Below are 18,871 nucleotides of genomic sequence, written 5' to 3' on the forward strand. Positions count from 1 at the left end.
ACTGAATTGAAAGGCCCATGAATCTGTTATATTATTTTTTATATTAATTATCCACCTTTTTTCGATTGATAAAATAGTACACAGGAAGTCCCAGCAATACCAAAACAAAACCAGGCCATGTATATTGCTGCTTGTAAATAAGCAACAGGATACAGAAACATGTTCCTATGACAAGATAAATAACCGGCGTTACAGGATAAAGCCATGTTTTATAAGGTCTCTCCAGTTCCGGCTGTTTGATTCTTAAATAAATAACTCCAAAAACCGTAATCATATAGAAAAGAACGATCACGAAAGAGATCATATCCAGCAAATTTCCATACTGCCCGCTCAGACACAAAATGGAAGCCCAGACTCCCTGCATCCACAATGCATTTTCAGGAACTTCATTTTTATTATTTTTTACTGCTGACTTAAAGAACATTCCGTCTTTGGCCATCGTCTGAAAAACTCTTGCTCCCGCCAGAATCAATCCGTTATTACATCCAAATGTAGAAATCATTACTAATAAGGCAATGATGATAGTTCCTGCACTTCCAAATATATTCTGGGATGCCGCTACCGCTACTCTGTCATTAGCAGCAAATGCAATTCCATCTCTGTCCAGAGCATTTAAGTAGACATAGTTTACAGCGATGTAAAGGATCATTACAGCAGAAGTCCCATAAATCATTGATTTGACTACATTCTTTTTAGGATTTTCAATCTCACCGGAAACAAATGTTACACTTTCCCAGGCCACAGAGCTGAAGACAGAGCCTACCATGGCAGCAGCAATTCCGCCTAGAAGAGTCATTCCTCCAATCGGTTCCCAGCCTTCTTTAAGGAAATTCCCGCTCAAATCTTTTTTAAGGTTATTGAAAGAATCTGTTCCCCAGCTAAAGTTTTCTGCTAAATGAGAAATGTCTACTAAAATAAAACCGGCCGCAATCAGCCCAAGTAATGCAATAATTTTGGAACCGGTAAAGATATTCTGAAGGATTTTTCCGCTTTCTACACCTCTGGTATTGATATAGGTGAGCAAAATAATGACAGCAATGGCAAGAATCTGTATCCAGGTTATTTTAAATTCACCACTCTGGAAAATAGGAGCAGCATCGTTTAATGACGGAATCAGATAAGCGGTAAATTTCCCAAAAGCCATTGCCACCGCAGCAATAGTTCCGGTTTGTATCACCGTAAACAATCCCCATCCGTAAAGAAATCCCATTTTTTTTCCGAAAATCTCTTTCAGGTAAGTATATTGCCCTCCGGCCTTCGGAAACAGTGCAGACAGTTCTCCATAGCTTATGGCTGCAGCTACTGTCATCACTCCTGTAATTACCCATACGATAATCAACCAAAACCCGGATCCCAGGTTTCGCATCATGTCAGCACTTACAATAAAGATCCCGCTTCCGATCATCGATCCCATCACAAGCATGATGGCATCCCATAGTTTCAGTTTTTTTTGCATAGTCAAGTATAGAGGTCAAATATAATCAAATCTGTCTTTGATTTTCAAATTTGTTGAAAATTCATTGAAATACCTGTTTTTTGTTATTTTTTATTCCTTTATGATTCAATTTTAATTAGTATTTTTGAGAAAAATATTAAACATGAAATTTAAAGCAATATTATTGGGTGCAGCTTTAACAGCTTCTTCATTAGCTTTTGCTCAATCCGGACCACCGGAAGGAAAAGCGTTGGTAGGTGATACTTACGGAGATCAGGTAACTTCATCCGCTGAATCCAAAGCGATCACCGCAGATAAATTGAATAAACAGCTTAAAAAAGATAACAAAAAAGTTGAGAATGTTTCCGTTAAGGGAAAAGTAACAGACGTATGTGACAAAAAAGGCTGCTGGCTAACGATCCAGACAGAAGATAATTCTAAGTTTTTTGTAAAAATGAAAGATTACGCTTTCTTTGTACCTACCGCATTAAAAGGGAAAAATGTTGTATTGGAGGGGAACGCAGAAAGAAAAGTAACTTCTGTAAATGAACAGAAACATTACGCGGAAGATGCTAAAAAGCCTCAGTCTGAAATTGATGCTATCACTCAGCCCAAAGAAGAAATCAGATTTGTAGCGAATGGAATTAAAGTGGTTAACTAATCTTTAGAGGAATCGACATTCTAAAATTAAGTTTTGGCTCCTATGTTTGCAAAAGAATAAATTTACATACAAAGCAAAAGGGGTGAGAGAACAGTTTTGGCTAAATAACTCAGGAAGTATATTGTGCTTTAGAAATGTCCTCACTTCTAGATTTTGAAGAAAGTAGGGTAAAAATCAAAGACGTTCACCCTACGCAAGCTAACTCAAGGTCGCTTTTATAAATATAAATGTATAAAAAATATTTGGAAGTTAACACAGAATCTAAAGCCGGATGAATATTCATTAAATTAAATGGGCTAAAGCCCATTCCTATTGAATAACATTATAATTGAGTGGATAGCCCATTTGAATTTTGGAAATTAGTTATATAAAAAGTTTCGGCAGCCCTTCAGGCTGCCGAAACTTTTTATATGGGAGATATTTAAAGTCTTTTAATCTTCTATTTTAAAATCCACAACTGCGTCCAGTTTGGGATATTTAGTTGCAGAAATAAATTTCTTTCCGGTACAGTCTATTTCCAGCCAGCCCTTCTTTTGTTTCACATCTCCGGCTTCCATTACGAAAGGAATAAATGAGATGTCACTTTTCCCATCTTCTTTGATTTCTCTGTACTGAACTGCAATATCCAGAATACATTCATGGTCTGTATTCAGTTTTACATTTCTGTAAATTAAATCATAGTGAGTTTCCTGGTTCTCAGGGATTTCAAGATAAGTTTCCCATCCTGTAATATCAGAGTTCAGTTCACTGATTGCTTTTAATGCATAATAAAGAGCAATGGTATAGTATTTTCTTGTTCCTTTTCTGCTATAATCATCTATAAAATGTCCCCCTTCAAATAATATCGTTGGCATACCTCCTTTGATAAAGTTGTCTCCGGTAGAAGTTGGATAAAATTCATCAGAATACCTACCAATCTGGTTGGGAATCATTTCTTTTAAGTGGTTGTATATACTTCCAATGACTGCCATACATTTCTTTCTGTTTTCGGTAACAGTACGTTCTACATCTTCCGAAGGAGCCAAAAAGGAAAGTGTAGCGGGATGAATACCATCAGTAGTAAAAATAGTTCTCTGCTCATGAAGGTTTAAAGCATAATCATATTTTTTGGAAGCTGCTGCTTTTTTCAGGAATTTAATCTCCTTACTTGCTTCGTTATGAAAATCTCTGTTCAGGTCAATATCGGCAGCATTCAGTCTGGTCCATCTTTCTGATCCATCCGGATTCAGCATGAATATAAAATCAAGTGTTATTTTACTGAATAAGTCCTCCTTCATTTCCGGAGCTTTATCAAGACTTACCAGAAGATCAAGCATAGCATGAGTGGCATTGGATTCATTACCGTGCATTTGCGACCAGGCCAATATCTGAATGTTTCCGGTTCCGATGCTTAGCTGATAAATCGGTTTATCTAAATAGGATGTTCCGATCTCTTGAATATAATCGCTGAGATTGGCCTGTAGATAAGAAAATAATTTTTCAGGGGAAATATAGCGATTTGAGAAATCGGGGTTTTGAGAATAGATCTGTTCAAAATTCATTGTAGGAATAGTTTACAAGAATCAAATTTAGCCATTTTTAGCCAAAAACTTAAATTAACATTTGTAAATATTAGTAAAATTCACAAATTTACATTTGACATCTGTTCTGAAAATTGTTTACAAGATTTAAATTATTTAATTTTAGAGTTATAAAAATAAGTTGACAATTGTAATATTATTAAACAGCACCGGAGGACAATTTGTCTGTGGATAAAATTGTGGATTGCGAATAATTTAATATAATATATTTAAAATATTAAAAATCAGCACTTTATGAAGTTTAATTAAACTGTGTTTATAATAATACTTTAAGTGTAAAAATAGAGTGTTTTTGCTATTTGAGGGTTATTTTGCTAAACATAAAAATTGTGGAAAACCAAGTTGCTTAGTAGTGTATACATATGTAAAACCACAGAAAAATCAAATGGATGTCTGAAAATTATTCAAATAATACTTTTATCAGGAGTTTTAATCTTTGATAAAATGAGTTGCTTAACAGGAACAGTATTTTCCCCTCAATTTGGCCAAATATGGGCCTAAAATAGTATATTTACATCAGTAATTTACTACTGTAACTCTATTAAAATTGCTTTTATATGTGTTTTATAAGGTATTTATCGATAATCTTATTTCCGGAAACGATTTAAGTAGTTTAATAATGTATATTCTGTTTTTAAAGATATTTAATGGATAAAATAGCTCCATCGATCGGTTTAATTTACATTTTTAAACCAGTTTTTTTAAAGAACAGTAGTCTTTTACCAGATCGAAACTATCTGTCTACAGCTGTAATGGTAGATTCATCTGATAAGTAAATACAATTGTAATTTACATATAATGATTTGATTTTAAAACAATTAAAACTTTGTTACAAATGTATACAAAAGTAATTTCAAGTTATTTACATTTGTATTTTGCATTTGTAAATTATATATGTTACATTTGTAAAATAATTAAAGGCTTATTTTTATGAGTTTAAATGAAAGAATTTCCAAAATTATAGAGTATTCTCGTCTTACTCCTTCCGAGTTTGCTGATGAAATTGATGTGCAGCGTTCGTCCATTTCACATATCACGTCAGGAAGAAACAAACCTTCTCTTGAGTTTATCATAAAAATAAAATCCCGTTTCCCGGAACTTCTATGGGACTGGCTGGTTACGGGTGAAGGTGAAATGCTAAAATCCCATCTGCCCGAATCAGAAATTAAAGAAGAATATACGGAAGAGGAGAAAATAAAAACAACTCCACTACCCGATCTTTTTACGATGATGAATGATGATGATGAATTCGGAAGTAATGAAACGGAAAAAGAAGCTCCAAAATCAAGCTCTGGAGAATCGTTTATACCGGCCCATGATAAAGCTCCGGAAAAAATATCGGATTCTCAGCGATTAGAAAATTCGGGTGATCATATTTTAGGACAACTATTTGGTAATCAACAAAGTAAAATAAAACGAATTGTTCTGTTCTACGAAAACGGAAAATTTGAAAGTTTTGAGCCTTAAAAAACCTGATCAAGGAAATGATCAGGTTAAAAAAATATTTGAAGAAGAAAACTAAAGCTATTGCTTTATTTTATTTTAAAAAATTTTCACGGATACCAGTGACAGAGTTTTTACCTTTTATGATCGTCTGATCCCCTACTATATTTTTATAATTTAGTTTTAATAAGAGTGATTAGTGTATGGATGGTTACTGTCATAGGACAGAAGTGTACTAGTAAATGAAGATAGTGTTTTATGTTTTTTTATAGTTTTATCAAATATAACTATTTAAAATCAAATCAACAATAAAAATCGAATTATTTTACACTATAACCAACGCATCTTACTATTATATTCATTATCATTAATTCACTATTCCATTCCGTCTTTTAATTCCAATAAAAAAGACCTGCAAAACTGCAGGCCCTATATATATTGTGGACAATACTATTATTTCTTTCTTCTTTCCAATTCTTTTTTGATCAGTCCAAGCTCTCTTCCGGTTTGTCCGGCCACAGAGGTGTTTTCCTGGGCTCTTCTAGTTAAATAAGGGACAACATCCTTTACAGGTCCGTATGGAAGATATTTAGCCACATTATAGCCTTTATCTGACAGATAGAAAGTGATATTATCGCTCATCCCGTAAAGCTGTCCGAAATAAATGTGCGGATTGCTGTTTTCCAGAGATTTTGCTTTCATTTTATCCATAATCAGCTCAGAAGAGATTTCATTATGGGTTCCAAAGAATGCTGACACTTTATCCAGATGATCCATTACAAAGTCAATTCCTGCATTATAATTTTTATCTGAAGCCTCTTTTGTCGGCTGAATAGGATCTGCGTATCCTTTTTCTGCTGCTCTGGCTCTTTCTTTTTCCATGTAAGCACCACGAACGATTTTATAACCGATGAAGTAATTTTTCTCTCTTGCTCTCTGAAGATGTGCCTCCATATACTCCAGTCTTCCGGTTCTGTACATCTGGATGGTATTCCAAACTATAGGTTTCTGCTGGTTATATTTCTCCATCATTTCTTCACAAAGATGGTCTGCTGCGTCCTGCATCCAGGTTTCTTCAGCATCTACCATTACTTTTTTATCATGTTCATGGCAAAGACTGCATACTTCATCAAATCTTTTTACCACTCTTTCCCATTCTTCTTTCTGGCTGGTAGTAAGCTCAGCTCCTTTTCCAACAGCTTCATAAAGATCAATTCTTCCGAATGCGGTAGGTTTAAATACAATAAAAGGAATCGCCGGATTTCCTACTGAGAATCTTACAATGTCCTTGATTTCTTTGCAAACCGCATCAAAAGTTCCTTCATCTTCTTTCCCTTCAATGGAATAATCAAAAATACTCCCAACTCCCCTTTTAAACAGCTGTTTTACAACTTTCATGCTTTCTTCACGGGTTTCACCACCGCAGAACTGCTCAAATAAGGTATTTTTTACAATTCCGGTAACGAAAGGGAAATTGTTGTGTACTGTGAAATTCAGAACAGATGTTCCAAGGCTTGTAAGGGTGGGCTGTTCAATCATTTTAAACATCCAGTAAGCCTTTCTCAATTGTGCATCAGACTTGTCTGCAAATGCAATTTTAGTATCATTAAAAATGGGCATTCCTATTTATTAAATTTAGTTATGCAAAGGTAATAATAACCTCAGTTTATTTAAAGAATTTTTTTACAATTTATGCTCTATTCCGTTTAAAAGCATGGCGATGATTCCTACAAAAACCCAGAATCGTAATACATTCAATGTAAGAAAGTTACTTCTTCTGGAAGCATTTAAAAGAAGATATATGCATACAATCATGACAAAAAGCCCGCCGGCAAAATAATAAGCCATGAATCCGGTAGTGCTGGTTTTCGTAATAATATTCATTGAAACTGCCATGGTAACGATCAGTAAAGAAGTCAGAATAATTTTTGTATTTCTGCTTTTAAAATAATTGGGAATGGTAGTATATCCGAAAGCTTTATCCACACTTCTGGTAATCGTATCTTTCACAATATCAATACATAGCAGGATAAGGAATAGAAAAACAGCCATCAGAAAAACCTTTTTGGAAAAAGTTTCGTAATACACCATCATTCCAAAGAACGGATACAGCGTCAGACTGACAAAAGTAAGGTTGTTCAGGATCAGTATTCTGCTCAGTTTATGGCTGTAAAACCACATAAAGAACTGATAGACCAGAAAAAAAACAAATACATTATGAGAAATTATCCAGGCTACCCCTAGAGAAATTGCACTTAGTGCCAGGTAGGCATAGAGAAAATATTTTTGTTTGATGAAACTCTGAACCCTTGTTCTGAAGGGTTTTACTACATGATCTTTCTCCAGATCGTAAAATTGGTTGATGATACCACCTGCCAGAATCGTAAGGACAGTACAAAAAATAATCCCGTGTACTTTGAAATCGAAGACAAATTTTCTGAAAGATTCATCCTGATTGAACAGGAAAAAAGTAGATACATAAAGTGCAAACGTCAACAGAGCAGCTACAAAAAACCGTGCTCCGAGAAGAAAGCCCACGAATTGTGAAAATCTGTAAAATAGAGATTTTGATAAATAGTTTTTAGATTGGAAAGGTTCTTTTTCAGAATTCATTCCAATCTGTTTAAAATCTGTAAATCACTTCTTTTTGGAAGCCGTCAAGCATTCTTTCTGCTTTTGCATAGTCTTTGGTAAATCCTAAGATATAGCCGCCTCCACCGCTACCGCACAGTTTCAGATAATAAGCGTTAGAATCCAGACCTTTTTTCCAGATGTTAAAAATACTTTCAGGGATCATAGGACGGAAATGTTCATAAGCCCAGTGAGAAAGCTTTTTAAGGTTTCTGAAGAATGGATTCATGTCTTTTTTAAGGAAAGATTCGATACATGCATTGTTATAACGGATGAACTCTTCTTTCAGGGTTTTGCGGAAACCTTCTGTTTTCATTTTTTCGAAGAAAATCTGAATCATAGGTCCTGTTTCACCTGTCATTCCGGAATCTATCAGGAAAATAGCTCCTTTTCCTTCTTCACCTTCGGGAATATTTACCCTGTCTAAATTCTCTTTATTTTCGATAAGGATTGGCAGATTCATATAACAGATCAGTGGATCCATTCCTGAACTTTTTCCATGGAAATAGCTTTCCATTTCACCAAAAACAGCTTTTAATTTTTTAAGATTATCTTTTGAAATGTTTTCAGGATTCAGTTTGCTGACTGAATATTTTTCAAAAATAGCAGCCACTAAAGCACCGGAACTTCCCACTCCATACCCCTGAGGAATATTGGAATCAAAGAAAAGTCCGTTTGAAATATCATTTTTGAAGCTCTCGATATCCAGCTTAAAGTCGTCGGAAAGATCAAGTGCTGTAAGAAATTCAGAATATTTCTGCAAATGTCTGTTGGAATTAAGTTCGAAATCAGAACTCAAATCTGAGAATTTCAAAGTCCCTTTATAGAAGCTGTAAGGTACAACAAGCCCCTGGGAATCTTCAATCATTCCGTATTCTCCAAACAGGATTATTTTTGCATAAAATAAAGGATTGGTCATATTGACAATAAATCTTTTTGCAAAGTTAAAAATTATTCCGCTGAATATAAGCAAAACTCAGGCCGAATTGTCTTCTATTTTACTTTCTTTAGTTCTTCTATTAAAAATACGAAAAAAATATGATAAATAACTATAATTTCATAGATAAAATTCAATGAATTACCTTGACAAAAAAAGACGTTAAAAATAACGTCTTTCAATTTTATAATGTTTCTCTGTCTTTTCTCATTTTAACCTTCAGGAATCTGATTAAAACCAATCCTGCGGCGAAGAATATAGTCATGGACAATGCTGCAATACGCATATTATTGAAATGTTCGATCAATGTTGCAAAGATAAATGTTCCGATGATAATAGCAATTTTTTCCAACACATCATAGAAGCTGAAATAGGTTGTATTCTCCATTGAGTTCTCAGGCAGAAGTTTTGAATAGGTGGATCTGGACATTGCCTGAAGCCCTCCCATTACTAACCCTACTACTGCAGCAACTCCATAAAACTGGTATTCTACTGTTGGGTTTTCTTTGTTCAGGAAATAAGCCCAAAGACAAGCTACAATCCATAGGATGATCGCAATTGAAATAACATTTTTGTTACCAATTCTCTTTGATAACCGTGAGAAAATAACCGCTCCAATGATTGCTTCAATCTGAATCACCAAAAGAGTTCCGATCAGCTTATCCTGAGCAAGGTTAATTTCACTTTTTCCAAATAATGTAGCCATAAGGAAAATCGTCTGCATTCCTACACTGTAAAAGAAGAAGCTCGACAGGAAGAATTTCAGGTTTCTATCTTTGAAAAGCTCTCCTCCTACCTTAAACAGCTCGTGGAAACTTTCTTTTGCAATATCTTTATAGAAGCTCAGGTTATCTTTAAATACTTCAAAGAAGCCTCCCTGTTCTTCATGTTTTTTGAAGATATTCTTATAGTTCAGCAGTACTAAATCTTTAGGCAGTTTATCTTTCACATCCCCAAACTGAGGAAGGTGCTTGAATGTATATTGAGAAAAACCGAACCACCATGCTCCTGTCAGAAGGAAACTGATTCTTGTAAACAGCAGCTGCTGCGCGGCTCCTTTAGCAAAAACCTGAATCAGTACCAAACAGATCACCACCAAAACTACGGAACCGATGTATCCGTAAACATACCCTCTTGCAGAAAGCGCGTCCTGTCTGTCCGGTGTTGCAATATCCGGGAGGAAAGAGTTATAAAAAACTAAACTTCCCCAGAAACCGACACTGGCTGTAATGCTGAATAAAAGTCCCAGAAATACATTATGCATTCCCGTAAACATGGCCAATCCCATACAAGATGTTGCACCAAGATAGCAGAAAAACTGCAGGAAAGACTTTTTATTTCCAATCGTATCCGCTAATGAAGATAAAAATGGAGACAGCAATACTACGATAAAGAATGATATGGTAAGGGAATATCCATACACCGCATCTGGCTGATATTCTTCTCCAAAAATTTTGATCATATGTCTTACCGGAACATCAATCCATGTTTTTGTTTCTGCCACGTATTCTTTTTTCTCGTAAGCAGTAGTAAGGATAGAGTAATAAATGGGAAAAATGGTAGAGGTAATCACCAGGGAATAAACAGAATTTGCCCAGTCATATACAGCCCAGGCTTTCATAATTTTCGGATTATTCTTTATGTTTTTAGGCTGTCGATTCTCAGTTTCAGACATTTCAAATATATATTAGTAGCACAAAAATAGAAAAACTACGGAATATTCTACGGTTTTTAATATTATTTTGAAAATAATAATTGTAAAGTATTGAAATAACTCAGCAAAGTTTTAATCACATTTGATACCATCAAAGGTTAGACCGCATCTGTTGAAGGTATACAACCTCCTATATTTATGTAGATAAATTATCTGGCTGGAATTATAAAGTTCAGCCCTGTAACTAAAAAATCGGGGTTTAAAGACCCCGATTTTTATATTTTAAACCACAAAATGCGGTTATATACTTATCAATTATACGTTTTCAATCACAATTGCAGAAGCACCGCCACCACCATTACAGATAGCAGCAGCTCCGTATTTCGCATTATTTTGCTTCAATACGTTGATTAATGTAACGATGATTCTTGAACCTGAACTTCCCAGTGGATGTCCTAATGCTACAGCCCCTCCGTTTACGTTTACTTTAGCAGCATCCAGCCCTAAGATTTTGTTGTTTGCCAGTCCTACAACTGAGAAAGCTTCGTTGAATTCGAAGAAATCGATATCGGAAACTTCTAATCCTGCTTTTTTAAGCGCGATAGGTAACGCTTTTGCCGGAGCTGTTGTAAAGTTTTCAGGCTCCTGTGCTGCATCAGCATAAGAAACGATTTTTGCCAGAGGCTTCAATCCAAGTTCTTCCATTTTTTCTTTAGAAACAAGGATCAACGCAGAAGCTCCATCGTTCAGAGTAGATGCGTTTGCTGCTGTTACTGTTCCTTCTTCTTTTTTGAATACGGTAGGAAGTGTTGAAATTCTGTCAAAGTTTACTGCTTTGTATTCTTCATCTTCAGCAAAGATAACTGGTTCGCCTTTTCTCTGAGGAATAGAAACCGGTACAATTTCTTCGCTGAATTTACCTTCGCTCCAGGCTTTTGCAGATCTTTTATAAGATTCTACAGCGAAGTTATCCTGATCTTCTCTTGTGATATTATAGTCTGTAGCACATTTTTCTGCACATACTCCCATATGTACTTTGTTGTACACGTCTGTAAGTCCGTCAAGTACCATTCCGTCAAGCATTTTGATATCGCCTAATTTTATAGCAACTCTTGCATTGTAATAATGAGGAACTAAAGACATGTTTTCCATACCTCCTGCAACAATTACTTCTGCATCACCAGCTTTAATAGCCTGAGCTGCCATTGTTACAGCCTTCATTCCTGAAGCACAAACTTTATTGACTGTAGTAGAAGGTGTATTGATTGAAAGACCTGCTCCTAAAGCAACCTGACGAGCCGGCGCCTGGCCTTCCCCTGCCTGAAGAACATTTCCCATATAGATTTCCTGAACTTGATTAGGATCTAAACCGATTTTATCTAATGCTCCTTTTACAGCAGTTGCTCCCAGTTTTGTAGCCGGAACTGTTGATAAGCTTCCCATAAAACTCCCCATAGGCGTTCTTACTGCGGAAACAATGAATACTTCTTTCATGTATATAATTTTTATTTAGCTGAAACGGAATAAAAATCCCGTTTTTATAGTTAGAATTTATTTCACTTTTATGTATACCAGGTCAAATTGAGTCCCTTCAATTTTGGTATTCACTTTCAGAAGATTATCCTGAGTGGCGACTATTTTATTATTGAAGACATCTCCTATCTGTGCAGGATCATTTTTATCAGATTTCTCTATCACGATTGCTTTATAATTGCAGTCATCCACAAAAACCAATGTCGATTTGATATAATCTTTTCCATTATTGAAATATTCGGTTTGAACATTATCTTTAATGGTCATATGCCATATTGCTTCCGGATAATTGGGTCTTAGAAATTTTCCTTCTTTTATGTTAGTACATTTAGGCGGATTATCCGGTTTTTTCTGTTCTGTTGCCTGAGCATACACCTGTGCAGCTGTCATCAACAAAATTCCTGCTGAAAAATTTTTTAAAAAGTTCATATTATATTTGTGTTCTGTTATTTACTTTTTTATTTCCTCGTGCAAAAACCATCAGAAAAGCACCTGAAAACTCTACAGCCCAACCCCATTTCAATGTAACGATTCCTGCAAAAGTTTCCTGCCAGGATTTGAATGGTAAAAAGCTAAAGTATTGCAGCGACTGCATTTTCACAGCAACTAAGGTAAATCCGAATAGAAGAATAAGGAGAATACCAAAGAACCTTACAATTTTTGCACTATTGTTTACAATCCCAAAAACTGCACATGCGGAGAAAATCCAGCATGCGATAGCCAGATAATGATCAAGCTTCCAATAGTTCCAGTTCCCTATTACAGGTACATGTACCAAGGGTAGAAAACTACCTACAATTACTAACAGTAATCCTAATAACTGAATATTTTTCATATTTACTAAAGTGCCAAAATACAAAAAAAAACACACTTTTAAATAGGGTGTTTTAAAAATAGAAATTCCGCACCCGAACACTTGTTAGCCATAAAAAAAAATCGATATTTCTAATTATTATATAAAGAAAAATGAGATTTATTATCAAATTAAAAATTAACATTTACTGTTTCTATATCAATCTGAAGTCCATATTTTTCTCCGGCAAAGCATTATTTGATAAAAGGATATTTGAATAAAAAAAAATTGCATCTTTTTTCAAAAATGCAATTTAATATCTTAATATATATAAGGTCTAATTAATGTTTAACTGATGAAACATCTTCCGGGTTATGTTTATGCTTGAACAATACCGCAAAGAAAACAGCCAGTATTAATGCATAGATTGCGAAAGAAAGCCATATCTGCTGCCAGTCTTTTACCATCACCACAGAGGAAAGAGTTCCATCTGAATTCACAGCTGCGTTGAAACTCTTCTTTAAAATATCCAGGAATGTAGGATTATCAGGTGTCGTTTGCAGATAAGCAGAAAGATCTGAAGCCGTAGAAAACTTATGGGTAAAGAACTTATCAATAGCCCATCCTGCAGCATAACTTCCAAAAACAGCTCCAAAACCGTTCGTCATCATCATAAATAATCCCTGAGCTGAAGAACGTATCTTTTTATCGGTAGTTGTTTCCACAAAGAGTGATCCTGAGATATTGAAGAAATCAAAGGCCATTCCGTACACAATACATGAAAGAATGATCAATGAAAGTCCAAATCCGTCCGGTACCCCATAAGCAAAGAAACCGAATCTTAACACCCAGGCCAGCATAGACATCAGCATTACTTTTTTAATTCCGAATTTCTTCAGGAAGAAAGGAATTGCCAAAATAAACAGGGTTTCTGAAACTTGGGAAATTGACATAATGATGGTAGATCTCTGTACCACGAATGAGTCTGCATATTTAGGGAAATTAGCAAATTCACTTAAGAATACATCACCATAGGCATTGGTAAGCTGAAGCGCAGCACCCAAAAGCATTGAAAACATAAAGAATAATGCCATTTTATAGTTTCCGAAAAGCTTGAAAGCATTTAAGCCTAACTGTTCAGATAATGGAGAGTTTTTATCAATCAGCTTTTGTGGTGGGCATTTTGGAAGTGTAAGGGCATAAATTCCTAAGAAAATTGCTACAACACCTCCGATATAAAACTGACCTTCTGTTGCTTTATTTCCACTAAGGTTGGTGATCCACATGGCAACAATAAAACCAATAGTTCCCCATACACGAATCGGTGGAAAGTCTTTCACTACATCCAGATTGTTATTTTTCAGGATTGTATAAGAAATTGAATTGGCCAATGCGATGGTAGGCATGTAGAAACACATGGCTACAAGCATTACCGAAAAGAAGGAATTCGGATCTGCAGAATGAGGCAGTATAAAAAGAATAACCCCATAAAGAATGTGTAATACTGAAAATATGCGCTCCGCATTTACCCAGCGGTCAGCAATAATTCCAGTAATGGTTGGCATAAAGATGGAAGCAATTCCCATTGTTCCGAACACAGCTCCAAACTGAGTTCCGTCCCAATGCTTTGTACCAAACCAGAAGTTTGCCATCGTAATCAGCCAGGCTCCCCAAACAAAAAACTGGAGAAAACTGAGGATGGTCAGTCGTAATTTTAAATTCATAGTTTATAAAAAAAGTATCTCTTTAGTCAATTTTCTTTTTCCTCCTCTTGATTTCTTCCTGGATTTCAAGGGCGGTATCATAGTCTTCTTCTTTAACGGCTTCATCCAATAATTTCTGAAGTTCTTCCATTGAAAGAGATTTTAAGTTATCTTCTGTCTGTACAGTTTCTGAGAAAGATTGATCTTCTTTTGAAACATCTTCCAGTTCCAGTAAAATTCCGGCTTCATTTAAAACCTGCTGTGTTGTAAATATAGGCGCGTCAAATCTTACGGCCATGGCAACAGCATCGGAAGTTCTGGCATCAAGGATCAGTTCTTCTTCTGTTACTTTATTTTTAAAGTTGATATTGGAGAAGAAAACTCCGTCTACAATCTGATAGATGATGACAGAAATTAACTCATAATTGGCAGAAACTATAAATTTTGTAAATAAATCATGAGTAAGAGGACGCGGTGGATGAATATCTTTTTCCAGTCCAAGAGAGATAGACTGGGCTTCGAAATTTCCTATAACAACAGGTAATTTTATGTGTGTTTCTTCATGTTCCAGTAACAATGCGTACGCCCCCGACTGGGTCTGGCTGTACGATATTCCGCGAATAATTAGCTGCTTATAATCCATAGCACAAATATAGATTAATTTTTTATTGTGTTTTCACTTTTTTACGCAAAAATAAAAGCCCGGAAAGCCGAGCTTTTATCTGTATAGTTGATGATTGTCAAACGTCAATAGTGAATTTTGCTTCGCAAGTGAATTATTTCATTAAAAAATTGACGAGCAAAGCGAATTGACTATTCACAATTTACTTTCTTATCCTTTTATTGCTTTAATTTTCTCTGTTAATGCAGGAATAATCTGGAAAGCATCTCCTACTACTCCGTAGTCAGCAGACTTGAAGAATGGTGCTTCAGGATCACTGTTGATTACTACGATAGTTTTTGAAGAGTTAACTCCCGCAAGGTGCTGAATCGCTCCTGAAATTCCTACTGCAACGTAAAGATTCGGAGAAATTGCTTTACCTGTTTGTCCTACGTGTTCTGTGTGAGGTCTCCATCCGATATCAGAAACCGGCTTGGAACATGCTGTAGCTGCTCCTAAAACGTTTGCCAGATCTTCAATCATTCCCCAGTTTTCAGGTCCTTTCATACCTCTACCTGCAGAAACAACAATTTCAGCTTCTTTAAGGTCTAATTTACCAGAACTCTGCTCGTGAGAAATCACTTTAGTATCTTCATTGGCAACAGATAAGTTTTTCACTTCTTCTGAACCTGATACTGCATTTTCTTTAACACCGAAAGCGTTTTGAGAAACAGTAACGATTACTCCGTTTCCTTCTGCTTTTGCATGCATGAAACCTTTTCCTGAGAATGCTCTTCTTTTTACCTGGAAAGGAGAAAGGCTTTCTGGAGTTTCCAATGCATTGGTAATTAAAGAATAGTTCTTCATTACAGCAAGCATAGGAGCTACGGAAGAAGCGTCAGTAGTGTGAGGGAAAACGATAATATTTCCGTCTGCTACTTCACTTACAGCCTGTGCAAATGCTTTTGCTGAGAAATTTTTAAGACCTTCGTCTTTGATATTGATAACGTTTGATGCTCCATATTTGTATAATAAATCTGAAGAATCAGTTGGGTTTACAGAGATTGCCGTAACGGTATCTCCCGCTTTATCAGCAATAGCTTTAGCATAAGAAACTGCTTCGAAAGCTGCTTTTTTGTAAACTCCGTTTATATTTTCTGCGTATACGAATACTGCCATTGTTTTACATTTAAAATTTAAAGATTGAAAAATTTAAAGATTAGATTACTTTAGCTTCTTCGTGAAGTAATCTTACCAATTCATCCAGATTATCAGGAGAAACCATTTTCACAGCAGCTCTTGGCGGAACGCTGTCATAAGATACACCCTGAACTTTTACTTCTGAGGAAGAAGGCTCTACTACCTGCAAAGGTTTTGTTCTTGCAGACATAATTCCTCTCATATTTGGGATGATAAGATCTTTTTCATCTACCAATCCTTTCTGACCTGCAATAACTGCCGGTAATTTTACTGAAATAGTTTCTTTTCCTCCTTCAATTTCTCTTACTGCTGTAGCTTCACTTCCGTTAACGTCTAATCCTACAGAAGCGTTTACGAAAGGTTGGTTTAATAACTGAGCTACCATTCCCGGAACAGAACCTCCGTTATAATCGATCGATTCTTTTCCGCACAGGATAAGATCATATCCTCCGTTTTGAGCTACAGCTGCAATTTCTTTTGCTGTAGAATAGCTGTCTTTCGGGTCAAGATTTACTCTTACAGCATCGTTAGCTCCAATTGCCAAAGCTTTTCTGATTACAGGTTCTGTAGCAGCATCACCTACGTTGATTACCGTTACTGTTGCTCCCTGAGATTCCTGAAGTTTAACCGCTTTTGTCAACGCAAATTCGTCTAGAGGATTAATTACCCACTGAATTCCGTTTTTGTCGAAAGCAGATTTGTCTGCTGTAAAGTTAATTTTGGAAGTAGTATCCGGAACACTACTAATACAAACTAATATTTTCATATGTTGTTCTTAATTTTTTTATTGGTCATATGTAACCTTAAGGTTTCATGTGTGCTATTTTATTTTTTCCCTTTTGGCGCATAAAATCATGACAGTTTATGCAGAGATTTTGTTTGAATTAATTTTTGCTAATATAAATAAAAAATATATTATGCATGCATAATACTTATTAAATTATTATTCAATACATTAGATGTAGTTACTTCGCTGGTTTTGTTGCCCTAAACTCTATTTTACTCGGCAAAACCCTTGGGTTCATCTTTAAAATATCCAGTACAAGATTCCCCATATCTTCAGGCTGGATCTTCCAACTGTCCTTTTCAGACGGAATATTTCCATTAAAATGAGTGGCTACTGATCCAGGCATAATTACAGTAGATTTAATATTGTATTTTCTTAAATCGATCATGGCAGCCTGAGTGAAACCTACCACTCCGAATTTGGAAGCATTGTATCCAGTTCCGTTTTCAAAGAAATTGGCACCTGCAAGACTGGAAATGGTAATATAGTAGCCTTCTGTCTTTTTCAACTCTTCTACAGAGGCTTTTAAAGTATAGAAAACCCCTGTAAGATTGGTTTCTATCATATCATTCCATTCTGCTGCGGTAAGTTCATCTACGGGCTTAAAAATCCCTAATCCTGCATTAGCAATAACATAATCCAGCCTTCCGAACTTTTCAACGGTATATTTTACAGCTTCCTGTTCGCTTTCCAAGCTTCTTACATCAGAAACAATTCCCAAAACATTTTCTGAATATTGCTTAAGTTCTTCTTCCGCCTTCATCACATCTTCTCTTTTTCTTCCTGAAAATGCTACAGAAATACCATTTTCAAGTAAAATTTTCGCAATCCCGAAACCTATTCCTTTGGTTCCGCCTGTTATATAAGCTGTTTTATGATCTGACATATGATTAAAATTTTTAATTCTCTAAAATAACAAAAACGCTCCAATTGGAGCGTTTTGCTGATACTAAGATTTATCAGTAATTATTTTTTGATGAACTTCTCTGTAAAGTTTCTTCCTTCTGTTTCCACATTCAATAAATAAGTTCCGGCAGATAGATTTCTAACGTTTACCTGATCGCCATTGAGTGTTGCATCCACTCTTTTTCCGGACATATCATATACTTCAACATGTTTAATTTTGTTAGGAGTTGTGATTTTTATAACCTCAGTAGCAGGGTTTGGATAGATGGACAGTTTCACATCATTTTTAACGGCATCTTTCGTAGATAACGCTGCTTCATTATTGATTTTAATATTATCGATATAGGCCGAACCTCCATAGTTGTCATGTACAAAATCCATTCTGTTAATATTATTATTACTGAATGGCTGTCCTGTATAGATTAGAGCATCGTTCAGGAAATATTGGATTCCTGTAGCCGTAGAAACTATTTTTACCCTGTACCAGGTATTGGCATTCCAGGTCTGGTTGGTATTAACCAGATTACCGGATCCTGCTGTAGCGAGTAAAATACTTCCGTCATAAGAAAAATCGATATAGGTAACAATTCCTCCAGCTCCTGTTGTACTTACTGTTCTAAAAACAAAATCTGAACTGGATGTACTTTTTTGGGTAAGTCTTACATCAAATGACTGTGTAAAGCTGTTATATGTCAGGGGTGTCGTAAAGGTATAAAAGCCACCCATTACCGGGCTCTGTTGCGGCCCATACGCTGGATCCGGAGTGATTTTAAAACTATTTGATCCCTGGCTTGCTATTTCAGATGACACCAATTGGGTTGTTATATATACCGGCGGTACTCCTCCATCATTGGTAGTAACCCAACCCTGCTGTCCATTAATGTTCCCTGCTGTATATCCTTCACTGGCTTCAAAAGAAATGGTCTGCTGGGCAAAAGATGATATTGAAATCAACGAAATTGCGAAAATGTAAAGTTTCTTCATGATATTTTTTTAGTTTCAAGCAA

The 18,871-nt window shown here is 35.6% G+C and carries 17 protein-coding genes; 2 read left to right on the top strand and 15 right to left on the bottom strand.

Annotated features, from left to right (window positions below; genetic code table 11):
- Nucleotides 1–43: 43 nt before the first annotated feature.
- Entirely contained in the window at nucleotides 44–1,456 is a 1,413-nt protein-coding gene (locus JNG87_RS20105; RefSeq protein ID WP_202840667.1) for an APC family permease, read from the bottom strand.
- A 142-nt stretch (nucleotides 1,457–1,598) separates the two neighbouring features.
- Here JNG87_RS20105 and JNG87_RS20110 point away from each other — a divergent pair, with 142 nt between their 5' ends.
- Nucleotides 1,599–2,096: a DUF4920 domain-containing protein gene (locus tag JNG87_RS20110; RefSeq protein ID WP_202840669.1), complete on the top strand. Its 498-nt coding sequence runs from the start codon at nucleotides 1,599–1,601 to the stop codon at nucleotides 2,094–2,096.
- A 431-nt stretch (nucleotides 2,097–2,527) separates the two neighbouring features.
- Here JNG87_RS20110 and JNG87_RS20115 read toward each other — a convergent pair whose 3' ends face one another.
- Nucleotides 2,528–3,637, bottom strand: coding sequence for a M14 family zinc carboxypeptidase (locus JNG87_RS20115; RefSeq protein ID WP_202840670.1), 1,110 nt, complete (start codon nucleotides 3,635–3,637; stop codon nucleotides 2,528–2,530).
- A gap of 969 nt (nucleotides 3,638–4,606) precedes the next feature.
- Between JNG87_RS20115 and JNG87_RS20120 the strand changes: the two genes are divergently transcribed.
- Nucleotides 4,607–5,143: a helix-turn-helix transcriptional regulator gene (locus JNG87_RS20120; protein ID WP_202840671.1), complete on the top strand. Its 537-nt coding sequence runs from the start codon at nucleotides 4,607–4,609 to the stop codon at nucleotides 5,141–5,143.
- A gap of 429 nt (nucleotides 5,144–5,572) precedes the next feature.
- On the opposite strand, the gene JNG87_RS20125 is transcribed toward JNG87_RS20120, so the two are convergent.
- The 13 genes from JNG87_RS20125 to JNG87_RS20185 form a co-directional block, all read right to left on the bottom strand.
- Nucleotides 5,573–6,739 carry a proline dehydrogenase family protein gene (locus JNG87_RS20125; protein WP_202840672.1) on the bottom strand — a complete coding sequence of 389 codons (1,167 nt, stop codon included), beginning with the start codon at nucleotides 6,737–6,739 and terminating at the stop codon, nucleotides 5,573–5,575.
- Between the two features lie 63 nt (nucleotides 6,740–6,802).
- Complete coding sequence (locus tag JNG87_RS20130) at nucleotides 6,803–7,732, bottom strand: UbiA family prenyltransferase (RefSeq protein ID WP_202840673.1); 930 nt, start codon at nucleotides 7,730–7,732, stop codon at nucleotides 6,803–6,805.
- A 10-nt stretch (nucleotides 7,733–7,742) separates the two neighbouring features.
- Nucleotides 7,743–8,669: a mevalonate kinase gene (locus JNG87_RS20135; RefSeq protein WP_202840675.1), complete on the bottom strand. Its 927-nt coding sequence runs from the start codon at nucleotides 8,667–8,669 to the stop codon at nucleotides 7,743–7,745.
- 202 nt (nucleotides 8,670–8,871) lie between these two features.
- On the bottom strand, nucleotides 8,872–10,362 hold the full coding sequence (locus JNG87_RS20140) for an MFS transporter (RefSeq protein WP_202840676.1): 1,491 nt from the start codon (nucleotides 10,360–10,362) through the stop codon (nucleotides 8,872–8,874).
- A 294-nt stretch (nucleotides 10,363–10,656) separates the two neighbouring features.
- Nucleotides 10,657–11,835 carry an acetyl-CoA C-acyltransferase gene (locus tag JNG87_RS20145; RefSeq protein ID WP_202840678.1) on the bottom strand — a complete coding sequence of 393 codons (1,179 nt, stop codon included), beginning with the start codon at nucleotides 11,833–11,835 and terminating at the stop codon, nucleotides 10,657–10,659.
- 57 nt (nucleotides 11,836–11,892) lie between these two features.
- Nucleotides 11,893–12,303: a hypothetical protein gene (locus JNG87_RS20150; protein ID WP_202840680.1), complete on the bottom strand. Its 411-nt coding sequence runs from the start codon at nucleotides 12,301–12,303 to the stop codon at nucleotides 11,893–11,895.
- Between the two features lies 1 nt (nucleotide 12,304).
- A complete protein-coding gene (locus JNG87_RS20155; protein ID WP_202840682.1) occupies nucleotides 12,305–12,709 on the bottom strand; it encodes a hypothetical protein in 405 nt (134 codons plus the stop codon).
- Nucleotides 12,710–13,008: 299 nt separating this feature from the next.
- Entirely contained in the window at nucleotides 13,009–14,391 is a 1,383-nt protein-coding gene (locus JNG87_RS20160) for a nucleoside permease (RefSeq protein WP_202840686.1), read from the bottom strand.
- A gap of 22 nt (nucleotides 14,392–14,413) precedes the next feature.
- Entirely contained in the window at nucleotides 14,414–15,013 is a 600-nt protein-coding gene (locus JNG87_RS20165) for a bifunctional nuclease family protein (RefSeq protein ID WP_034697639.1), read from the bottom strand.
- A gap of 189 nt (nucleotides 15,014–15,202) precedes the next feature.
- Nucleotides 15,203–16,150: an electron transfer flavoprotein subunit alpha/FixB family protein gene (locus tag JNG87_RS20170; protein WP_202840688.1), complete on the bottom strand. Its 948-nt coding sequence runs from the start codon at nucleotides 16,148–16,150 to the stop codon at nucleotides 15,203–15,205.
- A gap of 40 nt (nucleotides 16,151–16,190) precedes the next feature.
- On the bottom strand, nucleotides 16,191–16,937 hold the full coding sequence (locus tag JNG87_RS20175; protein WP_047429867.1) for an electron transfer flavoprotein subunit beta/FixA family protein: 747 nt from the start codon (nucleotides 16,935–16,937) through the stop codon (nucleotides 16,191–16,193).
- Nucleotides 16,938–17,136: 199 nt separating this feature from the next.
- Entirely contained in the window at nucleotides 17,137–17,844 is a 708-nt protein-coding gene (locus tag JNG87_RS20180; RefSeq protein ID WP_202840690.1) for an SDR family oxidoreductase, read from the bottom strand.
- Nucleotides 17,845–17,924: 80 nt separating this feature from the next.
- Nucleotides 17,925–18,848, bottom strand: a complete 924-nt coding sequence (locus JNG87_RS20185; protein WP_202840691.1) for a T9SS type A sorting domain-containing protein — start codon at nucleotides 18,846–18,848, stop codon at nucleotides 17,925–17,927.
- Between the last annotated feature and the right edge of the window lie 23 nt (nucleotides 18,849–18,871).

Source organism: Chryseobacterium cucumeris (assembly GCF_016775705.1).
Taxonomy (GTDB): Bacteria; Bacteroidota; Bacteroidia; order Flavobacteriales; family Weeksellaceae; genus Chryseobacterium; species Chryseobacterium cupriresistens.